We start from the raw sequence: 13,579 nt of genomic DNA on the forward strand, positions 1-13,579 counted from the left end.
CTATCGTAGCTTGCGGTTAGATGATTACTAGCCATAAGCCGTGATACAGAACGAAACGAGAAAATAACTACATCGCAAAGGGTATGATGACAAGTGATACACGGTGAAATTTAATGCAATTTCAATTAGTTGCAGACCACCCGCACCATTCATCCCACCACAAATTTTCTTGTCACGCCGCTTCGAGCGCTTGCGCCAGATCGGCAATCAGATCGTCGGGATGCTCGATGCCGATGGAAAGTCGGATCGTTGATTCCAGCACACCGATACGCTCTCTTACATCGACGGGAACGCCCGAATGGGTCATCGCGGCGGGATGGCTTGCAAGCGATTCCGTACCGCCGAGACTGACAGCAAGCTTCAATATCTGAAGCGCATTCAGGAAGCGGAATGCCGCCGCCTGCCCGCCTTTGATATCGAAGGAGAAAGTCGACCCCGCACCACTGCACTGGCGTTTGAACAAAGCACCAACGTCCGAATTCTCATCCTCAAATGGGAGATAATGCAGTTTCTCCACTTTCGGATGATCGCGCAGGAATTCCGCAATTGCCTGCGCGTTGTTGTTGGCGCGTTCCATGCGAAGTCCGAGCGTTTCAAGCGAGCGACCCAGCATCCAGCATGAATGCGGGTCAAGCTGCGTACCGATCGCACCACGCAATGCCTTGACCTGCTTTACAACAGCCTTGGCACCCAGCACAGCCCCGGCAATCAGATCCGAGTGCCCGCCAACATATTTGGTCAGCGAATAGACCGAAAGATCAGCACCGTGGTCGAGAGGCTTCTGATAGATCGGCCCAAGCAGGGTATTATCGCAAGCAATGATCGGACGATGCCCCTGCTTTTGTTCAATCTTTTCCGCGACACGCCGGATGGCGGCAATATCGACAATGCTGTTGGTCGGGTTGGCAGGCGTCTCGATCAGAATCACCGAAACACGTCCCTTGCGAACAGCCTCGTCGGCTGCCTGTTCTATCGAGGCTTCGTGCACGCCATCGGCGAAAGCAACGGCTTCAACGCCGAAATTGAGAAACGTCTTTGCAAGGAGCGTTTCCGTGCCGCCATAGAGCGGTTGCGAATGCAAAATGACATCGCCCGGGCGTGCAAAAGCAAACAGCGTCGTGGCAATGGCCGACATGCCGGAAGAAAACAGCGCACAGCTCTCGGTGCCTTCATAGACCGCGAGGCGATCTTCAACGATCTCGCTGTTGGGATGGTTGAAACGGGAATAGACGAGACCAGCACCGACACCGGCAGGCGGTTCCTTGCGACCGGAAACGAAATCGAAGAAATCGCGTCCGTCTTCGGCAGTCTTGAAAACGAAAGTCGACGTCAGGAATACCGGTGGCTTGACCGCTCCTTCGGAAAGCTCCGGATCGTAGCCATAATTGAGCATCTGCGTTTCGGGATGAAGCGGATGATTGCCCAACATGGTCTTTGAAGGCCGTGGCGCAGTCATGAATACCTCCTTGAGAAAATCCTCCCGTCCGTATTCGGACAGGAGGAGCTTAACAGAGGTATTCAGGAATCTTCTTGCGTTGTTATGCCTTTTAGAGAAATCGCTGCGATGCCGGAAGAGGCGCGCATAGCCGTCGATTACTTGATGACCAGCACCGGCACGGTACTGAGCGACAACACCTCAGCTGCCTGACTTCCCAGCAATAATTTGTTCACGCCGCGACGGCCATGTGATGCGATGACGATCAGATCGGCATTCTTGGCATTCGCAGCCTCGACAATGCCCTGCGCCGGAGATTGATTTTCGACATGCACGGCCTCAGCACTGACGCCGATCTCCATTGCCTTGGCTTTGGCCTTCGACAGAATTTCGGTGGCCGCTTTGGTGATAGCCTCGCGATATTCCTGAAATGCCGCCGGGCTCGACGCCCATTCAGCCGCAACCACAATGCCATAGGATGGCAGAAGCTCGGTCACGGACACGAAAATAACCTTTGCGCCTGTTTCCTTGGCCAGCGCAACGCCTTGGTCGACGCCTTTCTCAGCGAGTTCCGATCCATCGGTTGCGATCAATATGTTCTTGTACATTCATGTTCTCCTGGCTGCCTGATACCCGATGATGCGCGCCTCCCCGTCGCAACGCATTGACGCGGATCAATCAAGCTTTACCCCAAGCTAATACGCTCCCTCCCAATTATGATGGAATTTACTTCCAATTTATTCAATTATAAAGAATAAATTTCTAAACTTGATGTGCCGGGCGCACGTACCCAACTATGCTTTTGCGCAGTTTCCTCTTAAACTTTGCGCGACAAATAGGGAGATCACGCCATGAACAAGCCCCTGAACGAACCACAAGCTGGTAAGACCGCAGGCCGTGGCCGCGTTTACGATTCCATCCTCGACACAATCGGCAATACACCGCTTGTGCGCATTGACAAGTTCGCCAAGGAAAAGGGCGTGGAAGCCAATCTTCTGGCCAAGCTGGAGTTCTTCAACCCTCTGGCCAGTGTGAAGGACCGTATCGGTCTGGCGCTGATCGAAGCTCTGGAACGCGACGGTCGCGCCGTGCCGGGCAAGACAGTCTTCGTCGAGCCGACTTCCGGCAATACCGGCATTGCCCTTGCCTTTGCCGCTGCGGCCAAGGGTTATCGCCTCGTTCTCACCATGCCGGAAACCATGTCGGTGGAACGCCGCAAGCTTTTGAAGCTTCTCGGTGCCGAACTGGTTCTGACCGAAGGCGCAAAAGGCATGAAGGGTGCTATTGCGGAAGCGGAAGCCATTGCGGAAGGCAACCCGAACGCAATCATTCCGCAGCAGTTCGAAAATCCGGCCAACCCGGAAATCCATCGCCTCACGACGGCTGAGGAAATCTGGAACGACACCAATGGGGAAGCAGATATCCTGATCTCCGGCATCGGCACCGGCGGCACGATTACCGGTGTCGGTCAGGTCATCAAGGGGCGCAAGCCGTCCTTCAAGGTGATCGCCGTGGAACCGAAGGATTCACCGGTACTTTCCGGTGGCGCACCCGGCCCGCACAAAATTCAGGGCATCGGCGCAGGCTTCGCCCCGAAGACGCTCGATACCAGCATCTATGATGAGGTCGTTCAGGTCTCCAACGAAGACGCTTTTGCCAATGCGCGCCTATTGGCCCGTCTCGAAGGCATTCCCGTCGGCATTTCTTCCGGCGCGGCTCTGACCGCCGCTGTTGAAATCGGCAAGCGCCCGGAAAACGCTGGCAAGAACATCGTCATCATCATTCCGTCCTTTGCCGAACGCTATCTTTCGACGGCTTTGTTTGAAGGTCTGGAATAATCCGCACTCACACGCGGTGGCCAAAAACAAAAGCCAGAGCGGTGAACCGTTCTGGCTTTACTTTTTTAAATGCCGGTCCGTTCGCCAAGCAAACGGAGGCTTTAAGCGCTCATATCAATGGTGCGTGCGTGCGGCGCAAGCCGGGCCTGGCCCGCGCATATAATGGCGCTCGGGCCTGTAGCTCGGTGCAACGAACTCGCGGATGACATTAACGCTGTCACGCAGCTGAACAAGAATGCTCATCGTCTTCACCTTCGTCAAAAAACATGCTGTTCGGAATGGATGCCCGTCCTGTCCCGACTAACCGGGCTCTGAAACGTTGTTCATTTCCGAACATCTTAATGAAAACTTTAACAATCAAAGATGAATAAGCTCTGAACCCTTATGGTTAAGGGTAAGTTAATGGTAAGGATGTTCAAGCTTTTCCACAGGCCGCGAATTGTCGCCACAATTAGAAAAGGCCGGTTTTAACCGGCCTTTCATGTTCAAAAGTTCAAGCGCCTTACCGCGTCGGAACCGGATGCTCACCACGATAATCGTAAAAGCCGCGACCCGTCTTGCGTCCCAGCCAGCCTGCTTCGACATATTTGACCAGAAGCGGGCACGGGCGATACTTGGAATCCGCCAGCCCGTCGTGCAGAACCTGCATGATGGAGAGGCAGGTATCGAGGCCAATGAAATCGGCGAGCTGTAGCGGCCCCATCGGGTGGTTGGCGCCTAGCTTCATGGCTGTATCGATAGCTTCGACGCTGCCGACCCCTTCATAAAGCGTGTAGATGGCCTCGTTGATCATCGGCAACAGAATGCGATTGACAATAAAGGCCGGAAAATCCTCGGCAACGGTTACCGTCTTGCCAAGCGCGGTCACGAAATCGTTCGACTTGCGGAAGGTTTCCTCATCCGTTGCGATGCCGCGCACCAGTTCGACAAGCTTCATCACAGGAACGGGATTCATGAAATGAATGCCGATAAAACGCTCTGGACGGTCGGTCGTGGATGCGAGACGTGTGATCGAGATCGACGACGTGTTGGTTGCGAGAATCGCTTCGGGGTTCAGAACCGTGCAAAGCTGCGCAAAAATCTTGCGCTTGACGGTTTCGTCTTCCGTTGCCGCTTCGATGGCTAGATCGACACCCGCCAGATCCTCCATGGAATTTGCCGGACGGATAAGCTTCATCGCCGCTGCGCGTTGGTCTTCCAGCAGTTTGCCTGAGGCAACCTGACGCGCCATGTTGCCATTGATGGTGGCGATGCCCTTTTCCAGCCGGTCCGCTGCCGCATCGTGAAGAAGCACATCGAACCCGGCCAGCGCGCATACATGAGCAATACCGCTGCCCATCTGTCCTGCGCCGACCACCCCTACCGTCTTGATTGCCACAGTCATAACTCCTTCATTCAGCCGCCCCACAACAGAGCCGAGGCCGAGAGCATATGCTCTAACTTTTGTTCTTACATATTACCCCCAGCAAAACCGCTTCGCACTTTTGCTGGAAATGCTCTGTCTTTGTCTTTTCGCATTGTCCAACGCAAAACCGCTTCGCACTTTTGCTGGAAATGCTTCACTATACCAATTCTGCCCGAGACGGATACAGCCCTCATTCAGAGAAAAGCAAAACAGCGCTTTCGTATCAGAAGGCTTTCCAAATGAAAAAGCGGCGGGACTAGCCCGCCGCTTTCTGATCGATTAAAGCGCTTTTTGCAGTTCCGGCAGGATCGTAAAGAGATCGCCGACGAGGCCGTAATCGGCCACCTGGAAGATCGGCGCTTCCTCGTCCTTGTTGATCGCCACGATCACGCGACTGTCCTTCATACCGGCCAGATGCTGGATCGCACCAGAGATTCCGACGGCGATGTAGAGATCCGGGGCAACCACCTTGCCGGTCTGGCCAACCTGCCAGTCGTTCGGCGCGTAGCCCGCATCGACTGCAGCACGGCTTGCGCCGACCGCTGCACCGAGCTTGTCGGCAACCGGCAGGATCACTTCCTGGAACTTTTCGGCAGAACCGAGCGCACGACCGCCGGAGATGATGATCTTGGCAGAGGTCAGTTCCGGACGGTCCGAATCCGACAATGCATTGCCGACGAAGCTCGACAGCGCCGGATCGGCTGCTGCATTGACGCTTTCAACTGCAGCCGAACCACCCTCAGCAGTCGCCTGGAACGAAGCCGTACGAACGGTGATGACCTTCTTGGCGTCTGTCGACTGCACCGTCTGGATCGCATTGCCCGCATAGATCGGACGCTTGAACGTATCAGCCGACACGACTTCCATGATTTCGGACAACTGCATCACATCGAGAAGCGCTGCAACGCGCGGCAGGATGTTCTTGGCCGAGGTCGTTGCCGGAGCAATGATCGTGTCGTAATTGCCTGCCAGTTCCACGATGAGAGCGGCCGTTGGCTCGGCCAGACGGTTTTCCAGTCCATCACTTTCAGCGAGCAGAACCTTACGCACACCCTTGAGCTTGGCGGCGGCATCGGCTGCAGCCTTCGCGCCCTTGCCTGCAACCAGAACATCCACGTCGCCGCCGATCTGGGCAGCTGCCGTCAGCGCCTTCGCCGTCTGGTCGGAAAGGGTTGCATTGTCATGTTCGGCAATAAGAAGAATAGCCATTTATATCGTCCCTTCCGATTTCTTTAGAGTACGCCGTCGGCCTTGAGCTTCTCGACCAGTTCAGAAACTGAACCGACCTTCACGCCAGCCTTGCGGCCACCCGGCTCTTCAGTCTTCAGGACCTTGAGACGCGGCGCAATGTCGGCGCCGAAATCGGCAGGCGACTTCTCGTCAAGCGGCTTCTTCTTGGCCTTCATGATGTTCGGCAGCGACGCATAGCGCGGCTGGTTCAAACGAAGATCGACCGTAACGATAGCCGGAAGCTTCACGTCGATGGTCTGGAGACCACCATCAACTTCGCGCGTTACCTTGGCCGAACCGTCGCCCAGTTCCACCTTCGAGGCGAACGTCGCCTGGCTCCAGTTGAGAAGGGCCGAAAGCATCTGGCCAGTCTGGTTGGAATCATCGTCGATTGCCTGCTTGCCGAGGAAGACGAGATCCGGCTTTTCCGCATCGACCACGCCCTTGAGAACCTTGGCAACGCCAAGCGGCTCAACCGTTTCGTCCGACTTCACCAGGATCGCACGATCGGCGCCCATGGCAAGTGCGGTACGCAGCGTTTCCTGTGCCTGTGCCGGGCCGACCGAAACCGCGACGATTTCCGTCACCTTGCCCGCTTCCTTCAGACGGATCGCTTCTTCAACCGCGATCTCATCGAAAGGGTTCATCGACATCTTGACGTTCGCAAGCTCAACGCCCGAACCGTCTCCCTTTACACGGATCTTTACGTTGTAATCGACAACCCGTTTCACTGCGACAAGGACTTTCATCCGCGATTACCTCTTCAATGACTCTTGCAGCACGACTATGCCGCCGTGAACTCCCACCCGCATGTCAAAATCCGACATGAAAGCGGCACCAGCGTAACTTGGGTTATGACGCAAATGCGCTGCCTATCCGCCGGGAACCGGCACGAAACCTAAAGACGGTTGACGTGCACGTCAATCAGGCACAGGCCGCTATATCGATTAAAATCAATTTATTCTGACAAGAGGTCATTCCAAAACCGAGCAACCCGACACCTCCCGTTTTCATGTCGTTTACAAGCGATGCGCCATGCTTTAGGTAACGCCTCGCAATCCGGTCGCAGCCTACCCGGTCAAAACAAGGAACCCTGACTTATGAAAACGCTCGTCGTCTGCTCCGGCGGACTCGATTCCGTTTCGCTTGCTTACAGAATAGCAACCGAACACCAACTCACCGCCCTCCTCTCCTTCGACTATGGCCAGCGTCACAAAAAGGAACTGGATTCGGCCAAAGCCTGCGCCGAAAGGCTCGGCGTTCCCCACCAGATCATCGATATCACCAACATCGGTGCCAGCCTGACCGGCTCCGCCCTCACTGACAATATCGATGTGCCGGACGGACACTATGCCGAAGAAACGATGAAGATCACCGTCGTTCCGAACCGCAATGCGATCATGCTGGCAATAGCATTCGGCGTAGCCGCTGCCCAAAAAGCCGAGGCGATAGCCCTTGCCGTCCATGGCGGCGATCACTTCATTTATCCCGACTGCCGCCCCGGTTTTATCGATGCTTTCCAGACGATGCAGAACCATGCATTGGACGGTTATGCAGACATAAAACTGCTCGCGCCTTATGTGCACGCATCCAAAGCCGACATCGTTATCGACGGCGCAAAATACGGTACGCCTTTTGCAGCGACCTGGTCCTGCTACAAGGGCGGTGAACATCACTGCGGACGCTGCGGCACCTGCGTCGAGCGACGCGAAGCCTTCCATCTCGCCGGCATCCAAGACCCGACCCTCTATGAAGATGCGGATTTCTGGCGCTCGGCAATCGAGAAGAGGAACGCCTGATGTTTCGCATTACCAAGGAATTTCATTTCTCCGCATCGCATCAACTGACTGGCCTCCCGGACGATCATCAATGCGCCCGCCTGCACGGCCACAATTATATTGTTGAGGTCGAGCTCTCGGCTGACGATCTTAACCAGCACGGCTTTGTCCGTGATTATCATGAGCTGGCACCGTTCAAGCGCTACATCGATGATTGTTTTGACCACCGCCATCTCAACGATGTTCTGGGCCACGACCAGAGCACGGCTGAAACCCTTGCCCGGCATTTTTTCGAATGGTGTTATGCGCGCTGGCCGGAAATTTCCGCCGTGCGGGTCAGTGAAACGCCCAAGACATGGGCCGAGTACAGACCGTGAAGCAAATACGCATCGCAGAGATTTTCGGCCCTACGATACAGGGCGAAGGTGTGCTGATCGGTGAGCCGACCGTCTTCGTGCGAGCCGGTGGCTGCGATTATCGCTGCGTCTGGTGCGACAGCCTGCACGCCGTCGAAAGCCGCTTTCGCCACGAGTGGAAGGCGATGAGTGTTGAAGCGATTTGGGGTGAAGTGACGACACTTTCCCGAAATAAGCCACTAACAGTGTCACTTTCGGGCGGCAATCCGGCCATTCAACCGCTGGGGCCCTTGATCGAGCACGGCAAGACCGAAGGCTATCGCTTTGCACTGGAAACCCAAGGATCGGTCGCGCAAGACTGGTTTTCCGCGCTCGACGCACTGGTACTGAGCCCAAAACCACCTTCAAGCGGCATGAGCTCCGATTTCGACGCGCTGGCGGCCTGTGTCGAGGCTGCAGGCACAACGCCGCGAACGGTGCTGAAATTCGTCATCTTTAACGATGCCGATTATGCCTTCGCGAAAGATGTAGCCAGTCAATATTCCGGTCTACCGGTCTATCTCCAGCCCGGCAATCACACACCGCCGCCGCCCGAAGCACATGATGCCGCAATCGATATCGACGGCATCATGCGGCGAATGGAATGGCTGGTCGAAAAGGTAATTGCGGATGGCTGGTACGAAGCGCACGTCCTGCCCCAGCTTCACGTGCTGATCTGGGGCAACAGACGTGGCGTCTGATTAGCGGTTGGCGCCGGGCACCCAGAGAACGTCCTGCGCGCCGTTATCGTTGACGGTTCGCGACGCCACGAACAGGAAATCGGAGAGGCGGTTCATATATTGCAAAGCCTCCGCCGAAACGACCTCTCCTTCGACGCGGGCAAGCGCAACCATCAGGCGCTCGGCCCGGCGTGAAACCGTGCGAGCGAGATGCAATGCAGCCGATGCCGCCGAACCGCCCGGAAGAATGAACGAACGCAGCGGCTGCAAATCGGTATTGAGGAGATCAATATCGGCTTCCACACGCGAAACCTGCGATGCGACGATGCGCAGCGGTTCATAGGCGAGCGGCTTGCCGTCATCCGGGGTTGAAAGATCCGCACCAAGGTCGAAAAGATCATTTTGGATACGACCCAGCATGGCATCGATTTGCGCATGAGGATTATCTTCGCCGCCGGTGTGAAGGCGCGCCATGCCAATGCAGGCATTGGTTTCATCCACCGTGCCATAGGCTTCGACGCGCAGGTCCGACTTCAGCCGCCGTGGTCCGCTGGCAAGTCCGGTCGTGCCCTTGTCGCCCGTGCGGGTATAGATCTTGTTGAGCTTGACCATATTTACTGGCCAGTTTTCTGGCGGGCAAAATAGATCGCACCAACGATCAGAACGATGGCAATGAACTGCAGGAAAACACGCAGCTGCATCATCTTGTTCGAGAAATTGCCGTCACCGCCGCGCATCATGTTGCGCAGACCGATGATCAGAACGACGGCCACAGCAAACATGGCCACCATTGCCGCGCCCTTGAACAGAACGTCCATTTTATTTCCTTCCCATGCGCACCGTCCCTGACCTCATGACTGGTCGGACAGCATCCGGTAGAGCCAGCGGGCAGGCATCAGACGTCGTGCCAGTGACCCAAGTTTCGCCGGTCTCGTCACCACATAATGCGGGCGGGGACGCGGCGCCTCCAATGCATGAAGCAGTACAGCATAGACGGCTTCCGGTCCAAGCTTGTTCTTGGATTTTGTACCGCCACCTTCCAGTTTCGCCATCTGGCGCTGGTAAAGCTCGCGATGCACCGAAGCTTCCATGTCGATATTGGCTCTAGCATGGCTGGCGGCGTTGTAAGTGAAGCGCGAAGCAATCGGGCCGGGTTCAATCAGCGACACATCGATACCGGAACCTTCCAGCTCCATGCGCTGCGCAAGCATCAGCCCTTCAAGCGCAAACTTTGACGCCACATAAGCACCGCGCCATTTCATCGGCACGAGACCGAGGATCGACGAGCAATGCACGATGCGCCCATGCCCTTGCCTGCGCATGACCGGAACCAAGCGTCGGGTAAGGTCGTGCCAACCGAAGAAATTGGCTTCGAACTGCTGGCGTAAGGCTTCGACCGGCAAGTCCTCTATCGCGCCGGGTTGAGCATAAGCACCATTATTGAACAGGGCATCGAGCTTGCCGTCCGTCTGGCGCAGCACCTCATCGGCTAAGACCGCGATCGACTGCGGCTCCGTATAGTCGAGATAATGGGCTTCCATTCCCTTTGCCTTGAGTGCCGCAATATCCGCATCCTTGCGGGCGGTCGCAAAGACGCGCCAGCCTTGACTGTGCAGTGCTTCGGCACAATAGGCACCGATACCGGAGGAACAGCCGGTGATAATGATATTACGCTGTCGGTTCTGACCGGTTTGTGCCGGAGCCATATGTTCGTTTCCCGCTGCCGTTTCGCCAAGCTTGCTTGATTCGGCTCCGGTTTAAAACGGGTCCCGCCCTTGCAATCCGCAGACCAATGCTAGATTTAAGGCCTTGAAACACCGGCTGAACACTATCGAATACCGACCAAGGCTTTGAGGGACAAATCTGCGGATGCGAAAAATCAGACGTTTTCTCCGTCAGATCACCTATGATGTCATCGGTCATTTCAGTTCGGACGATGGCTGGGCCTTCGCCAGCCATATTGCCCTTTCCGGCCTGATGGCATTGTTTCCGTTCCTCATCTTTGCCACCACGCTTGCAAGCTTTCTCGGCACCAAGGAATTCGCCGATACGGCGGTGCATGTCATCTTCGATATGTGGCCGTCGAACATCGCTGCCCCAATTGCCAACGAAGTGATGAACGTGCTGACCGTGCAGCGCAGCGGACTGCTAACGCTCAGTGTCATCGCAGCCGCCTATTTTGCCTCCAATGGCGTGGAGGCGCTGCGCATCGCGCTCAACCGAGCCTATCGCGTCAGCGACCAGCGCTCGATCATTTTCTGCCGCTTGCAAAGTCTGGGCTTCGTTCTCGTCGGCACTCTGAGCCTGATGGCAATCAGCTTTCTGCTGGTTCTGGCCCCGCTTGCCGTGCGTCTTGCCGAACAATGGTTTCCCGATATAGCGCCGTTCACAGGCACGATTGCCTTCTGGCGCTATACTGTGGCAGTGGGGGTTCTGGTTCTGGCACTGTTCATGGTGCATATCTGGCTTCCAGCCGGACGGCGCAGCCTCGGCGATATCCTGCCCGGCATATTGATCACGCTCATCGCCTGGCTTGCCGCCGCAATGGCCTTTGCAAAATATCTGGAAACTTTCGCCACCTATGTAACGACCTATGCGGGCCTCGCCTCCATCATGGTGGCGATCGTCTTTCTCTATATGCTGTCAGCAATTTTCATCATCGGTGCGGAAATAAACGCCGCGATCATGATTTTTCGCAAGCGCGAACAACAACCCGAGCTCATCGACGTAAAGTAGTCAGTGCAACGCCAAGCGTCGTCACCACCATACCTGCAATCTGGATTGCCGATAGCGTTTCACCAAAAATCAGATAGGCCATGATCGCGGCGGTGCCGGGCACCAGATAAAACAACGATGCGACTTTCGACATGGCGCCTTCGCGGATCATGACGAGAAGCGCCAGAATGGCACCGATAGAAATGGCGAGCGTCAGCCAGACCAGCGCAAAAATCAGCGATGGCGACCAGATCATGACGCGTGTTTCGAAAGCAAAGGCACAGATAGCAGTCAAAATGGCCGCAGCGATATATTGCACCGCCGTCCCGGCCTTGAGATCACCAGCCGTGCCGAACCGCTTCTGCCAGACTGTGCCAGTGCTGATCGCCACCACAGCCAAAAATGCCGCCGCCAGGCTTTTCGGATCGACACCGCTGCCAGCCGAAAACTTCGGCCATACCACCATGGCGACGCCGCAGAAACCGATCAGAAGCCCTGTCCATTGCCGCCCGCTCGCTCGTTCTCCCAGAAGAATGGCCGCAATCAGCGTGGTCAACATCGGCTGAAGGCCCGCCACCAGACCGGACATTCCCGCAGGCAGGCCGTGGTGAACGGCCCAGAACAAGGCGGAAAGATAAACGCCGTGGATGAGACAACCGGCAATCGCCGCATGAAGAAGCACATCGCCTTTCGGCCAGATACTCCGGCTCGCTAGCGCCCAAAGTGTCATGATGACAGCCGCGATGGAAAAACGCACCGCCATGAAAGTAAATGGTTCGGCATAAGGCATGGAAAGCCCGGCTCCGATAAAACCGGTGGCCCAAAGCAGGACAAACATGACGGGGAACAAACGGGCGGCCATGGCAGAACTCTCACTTTCGCGGCCCGCCTTATACCGCTTTGCGGCAAACGCCTATCGCATAAAACTGATCGCAGCGTTGAATTTGCCAAACAGCCGCCCGCATTTTATGAAGCGGCATGAACATTGAACCTGAAACCATCCGCATTCTCGTCGATGCTGACGCCTGCCCGGTGAAAGCTGAAATCTATCGCGTGGCGGAACGGCACAATCTGCCGGTCATGCTGGTGGCCAACAGTTTCATTGCCATTCCCCGCGATGCGGAGCGTGTCGAACGGGTTATCGTATCGGACAAGCTCGACGCCGCTGACGACTGGATTGCCGAGAATTCGCGACCGGGTGCAATCGTGATTACCGCCGACATTCCTTTGGCCAGCCGCTCGCTCGAAAAAGGCGCTTCGGTGATCGCACCGAACGGACGCGTTCACACCCAAAACACCATCGGCAACACGCTGGCGACGCGCAATCTGATGGATAGTTTGCGTTCCGCAGGCGAAGTTACAGGCGGACCCGCTCCATTTTCGCCCAAGGACCGCTCTGCATTCCTTTCCGCACTTGATCTTGCCATCGTCCGGCTAAAACGTGCGGGTTTCGTCTCAGGTTGATCGCATTGAGGCGGTCGCGACGCCAGCACCGATCAGCAATGTTCCGCCAGCCCGATTGAAAATGCGCAGCGCGCGTTCGCTTGAGAAGAAGCGGCGTGCGCGGGTTGCCAGAAGTGCATAGGCAAAGGCATTGAGAAAAGCGAGCACGAGGAACGTGCTTTCGAAAACCAGCATCTGGGTGAGGAAATCCCGGTGCGGGCTAAGAAACTGCGGAAGAAAAGCAACGAAAAAGGTGATGCTCTTCGGATTGAGCGCTGTCACGAGCCACGCATGAACCAGCATCCGCGCCGGATGCACCTTGTCGTGTCGGGCACTGGCATGAAGTGTTCCACCAGCGCGAAACAGTTTTATGCCGAGCCAGATCAGATAAGCGGCACCTGCCCATTTAACGGTGGTGAACACGGTTGCCGACGCTGCCAGCAGCGCACCCACGCCAAGCATGGAAAGCGTCATCGCGGTAAAGTCGCCAAGGGCGACACCGACAGCCATCGGGAAAGCCGCTTTCCAACCTTGACCCAAGGCATAGGAGACGACGAGCAAGACGGTCGGCCCCGGGATGACCAGAAGCACGATGGACGCGGCGGAAAATGCAAGCCAGACTTCAAGGCTCATGGGCGGCTCCCTCTCTTGAAAAGGGAG

General features: G+C 56.2%; 17 protein-coding genes. 6 read left to right on the forward strand and 11 right to left on the reverse strand.

What is annotated here, in order from left to right; translation table 11 throughout:
• Window positions 1–172: 172 nt before the first annotated feature.
• Both FG152_RS03030 and FG152_RS03035 read right to left on the reverse strand, forming a co-directional pair.
• Window positions 173–1,456, reverse strand: a complete 1,284-nt coding sequence (locus tag FG152_RS03030) for a cystathionine gamma-synthase family protein (RefSeq protein WP_010657512.1) — start codon at window positions 1,454–1,456, stop codon at window positions 173–175.
• A 137-nt stretch (window positions 1,457–1,593) separates the two neighbouring features.
• Window positions 1,594–2,043 (reverse strand): universal stress protein, encoded by a 450-nt coding sequence (locus tag FG152_RS03035; protein ID WP_010657513.1) that lies wholly within the window; start codon window positions 2,041–2,043, stop codon window positions 1,594–1,596.
• 243 nt (window positions 2,044–2,286) lie between these two features.
• On the opposite strand from FG152_RS03035, the gene cysK reads away from it, so the two are divergent.
• Window positions 2,287–3,273: a cysteine synthase A gene (gene cysK / locus FG152_RS03040; protein WP_010657514.1), complete on the forward strand. Its 987-nt coding sequence runs from the start codon at window positions 2,287–2,289 to the stop codon at window positions 3,271–3,273.
• A gap of 114 nt (window positions 3,274–3,387) precedes the next feature.
• Here cysK and FG152_RS03045 read toward each other — a convergent pair whose 3' ends face one another.
• The 4 genes from FG152_RS03045 to FG152_RS03060 all read right to left on the reverse strand — a co-directional run bounded on the left by FG152_RS03045 (window position 3,388) and on the right by FG152_RS03060 (window position 6,657).
• Window positions 3,388–3,516, reverse strand: a complete 129-nt coding sequence (locus FG152_RS03045; RefSeq protein ID WP_255362115.1) for a hypothetical protein — start codon at window positions 3,514–3,516, stop codon at window positions 3,388–3,390.
• Between the two features lie 259 nt (window positions 3,517–3,775).
• Window positions 3,776–4,651 carry a 3-hydroxybutyryl-CoA dehydrogenase gene (locus tag FG152_RS03050; RefSeq protein ID WP_029375798.1) on the reverse strand — a complete coding sequence of 292 codons (876 nt, stop codon included), beginning with the start codon at window positions 4,649–4,651 and terminating at the stop codon, window positions 3,776–3,778.
• A 306-nt stretch (window positions 4,652–4,957) separates the two neighbouring features.
• The gene (locus FG152_RS03055) at window positions 4,958–5,887 is read right to left on the reverse strand and encodes an electron transfer flavoprotein subunit alpha/FixB family protein (RefSeq protein WP_010657516.1); all 930 of its coding nucleotides are present in this window, start codon (window positions 5,885–5,887) and stop codon (window positions 4,958–4,960) included.
• Window positions 5,888–5,910: 23 nt separating this feature from the next.
• The gene (locus FG152_RS03060; RefSeq protein WP_010657517.1) at window positions 5,911–6,657 is read right to left on the reverse strand and encodes an electron transfer flavoprotein subunit beta/FixA family protein; all 747 of its coding nucleotides are present in this window, start codon (window positions 6,655–6,657) and stop codon (window positions 5,911–5,913) included.
• A gap of 351 nt (window positions 6,658–7,008) precedes the next feature.
• Between FG152_RS03060 and queC the strand changes: the two genes are divergently transcribed.
• From queC to queE, 3 genes are read left to right on the forward strand one after another with little or no spacing between them, the layout of a single operon-like run.
• Window positions 7,009–7,707: a 7-cyano-7-deazaguanine synthase QueC gene (gene queC / locus FG152_RS03065; protein WP_010657518.1), complete on the forward strand. Its 699-nt coding sequence runs from the start codon at window positions 7,009–7,011 to the stop codon at window positions 7,705–7,707.
• Entirely contained in the window at window positions 7,707–8,063 is a 357-nt protein-coding gene (gene queD / locus FG152_RS03070; protein WP_010657519.1) for a 6-carboxytetrahydropterin synthase QueD, read from the forward strand. The genes queC and queD overlap by 1 nt, the downstream gene beginning before the upstream one ends.
• Window positions 8,042–8,782 (forward strand): 7-carboxy-7-deazaguanine synthase QueE, encoded by a 741-nt coding sequence (queE, locus tag FG152_RS03075; protein ID WP_029375799.1) that lies wholly within the window; start codon window positions 8,042–8,044, stop codon window positions 8,780–8,782. The genes queD and queE overlap by 22 nt, the downstream gene beginning before the upstream one ends.
• On the opposite strand, the gene FG152_RS03080 is transcribed toward queE, so the two are convergent.
• The 3 genes from FG152_RS03080 to FG152_RS03090 are packed head-to-tail and all read right to left on the reverse strand — an operon-like array spanning window position 8,783 to window position 10,467.
• Window positions 8,783–9,373 carry a cob(I)yrinic acid a,c-diamide adenosyltransferase gene (locus FG152_RS03080; RefSeq protein ID WP_010657521.1) on the reverse strand — a complete coding sequence of 197 codons (591 nt, stop codon included), beginning with the start codon at window positions 9,371–9,373 and terminating at the stop codon, window positions 8,783–8,785.
• Between the two features lie 2 nt (window positions 9,374–9,375).
• Entirely contained in the window at window positions 9,376–9,579 is a 204-nt protein-coding gene (locus tag FG152_RS03085) for a twin transmembrane helix small protein (protein WP_010657522.1), read from the reverse strand.
• A 33-nt stretch (window positions 9,580–9,612) separates the two neighbouring features.
• A complete protein-coding gene (locus FG152_RS03090) occupies window positions 9,613–10,467 on the reverse strand; it encodes an SDR family oxidoreductase (protein ID WP_010657523.1) in 855 nt (284 codons plus the stop codon).
• A 163-nt stretch (window positions 10,468–10,630) separates the two neighbouring features.
• Here FG152_RS03090 and FG152_RS03095 point away from each other — a divergent pair, with 163 nt between their 5' ends.
• Complete coding sequence (locus tag FG152_RS03095; RefSeq protein ID WP_010657524.1) at window positions 10,631–11,497, forward strand: YihY/virulence factor BrkB family protein; 867 nt, start codon at window positions 10,631–10,633, stop codon at window positions 11,495–11,497.
• Here FG152_RS03095 and FG152_RS03100 read toward each other — a convergent pair.
• Window positions 11,481–12,338, reverse strand: coding sequence for a DMT family transporter (locus tag FG152_RS03100; protein WP_010657525.1), 858 nt, complete (start codon window positions 12,336–12,338; stop codon window positions 11,481–11,483). The two genes, FG152_RS03095 and FG152_RS03100, sit on opposite strands and share 17 nt — an antisense overlap.
• Window positions 12,339–12,454: 116 nt before the next feature.
• On the opposite strand from FG152_RS03100, the gene FG152_RS03105 reads away from it, so the two are divergent.
• The gene (locus FG152_RS03105; RefSeq protein ID WP_010657526.1) at window positions 12,455–12,940 is read left to right on the forward strand and encodes a YaiI/YqxD family protein; all 486 of its coding nucleotides are present in this window, start codon (window positions 12,455–12,457) and stop codon (window positions 12,938–12,940) included.
• On the opposite strand, the gene FG152_RS03110 is transcribed toward FG152_RS03105, so the two are convergent.
• Window positions 12,932–13,552, reverse strand: coding sequence for a LysE family translocator (locus FG152_RS03110; RefSeq protein ID WP_010657527.1), 621 nt, complete (start codon window positions 13,550–13,552; stop codon window positions 12,932–12,934). The two genes, FG152_RS03105 and FG152_RS03110, sit on opposite strands and share 9 nt — an antisense overlap.
• Window positions 13,553–13,579: the final 27 nt, after the last annotated feature.

This window comes from Ochrobactrum sp. XJ1 (assembly GCF_024701725.1).
GTDB classification, from domain to species: Bacteria; Pseudomonadota; Alphaproteobacteria; order Rhizobiales; family Rhizobiaceae; genus Brucella; species Brucella anthropi.

Bases quoted from the DNA above. Each gene is read 5' to 3' on its own strand.
- FG152_RS03030 (WP_010657512.1), bottom strand. From the start codon at position 1,456: ATGACTGCGCCACGGCCTTCAAAGACCATGTTGGGCAATCATCCGCTT.
- FG152_RS03035 (WP_010657513.1), bottom strand. From the start codon at position 2,043: ATGTACAAGAACATATTGATCGCAACCGATGGATCGGAACTCGCTGAG.
- cysK (WP_010657514.1), top strand. From the start codon at position 2,287: ATGAACAAGCCCCTGAACGAACCACAAGCTGGTAAGACCGCAGGCCGT.
- FG152_RS03045 (WP_255362115.1), bottom strand. From the start codon at position 3,516: ATGAGCATTCTTGTTCAGCTGCGTGACAGCGTTAATGTCATCCGCGAG.
- FG152_RS03055 (WP_010657516.1), bottom strand. From the start codon at position 5,887: ATGGCTATTCTTCTTATTGCCGAACATGACAATGCAACCCTTTCCGAC.
- FG152_RS03060 (WP_010657517.1), bottom strand. From the start codon at position 6,657: ATGAAAGTCCTTGTCGCAGTGAAACGGGTTGTCGATTACAACGTAAAG.
- queC (WP_010657518.1), top strand. From the start codon at position 7,009: ATGAAAACGCTCGTCGTCTGCTCCGGCGGACTCGATTCCGTTTCGCTT.
- queD (WP_010657519.1), top strand. From the start codon at position 7,707: ATGTTTCGCATTACCAAGGAATTTCATTTCTCCGCATCGCATCAACTG.
- queE (WP_029375799.1), top strand. From the start codon at position 8,042: ATGGGCCGAGTACAGACCGTGAAGCAAATACGCATCGCAGAGATTTTC.
- FG152_RS03080 (WP_010657521.1), bottom strand. From the start codon at position 9,373: ATGGTCAAGCTCAACAAGATCTATACCCGCACGGGCGACAAGGGCACG.
- FG152_RS03085 (WP_010657522.1), bottom strand. From the start codon at position 9,579: ATGGACGTTCTGTTCAAGGGCGCGGCAATGGTGGCCATGTTTGCTGTG.
- FG152_RS03090 (WP_010657523.1), bottom strand. From the start codon at position 10,467: ATGGCTCCGGCACAAACCGGTCAGAACCGACAGCGTAATATCATTATC.
- FG152_RS03095 (WP_010657524.1), top strand. From the start codon at position 10,631: ATGCGAAAAATCAGACGTTTTCTCCGTCAGATCACCTATGATGTCATC.
- FG152_RS03100 (WP_010657525.1), bottom strand. From the start codon at position 12,338: ATGGCCGCCCGTTTGTTCCCCGTCATGTTTGTCCTGCTTTGGGCCACC.
- FG152_RS03105 (WP_010657526.1), top strand. From the start codon at position 12,455: ATGAACATTGAACCTGAAACCATCCGCATTCTCGTCGATGCTGACGCC.
- FG152_RS03110 (WP_010657527.1), bottom strand. From the start codon at position 13,552: ATGAGCCTTGAAGTCTGGCTTGCATTTTCCGCCGCGTCCATCGTGCTT.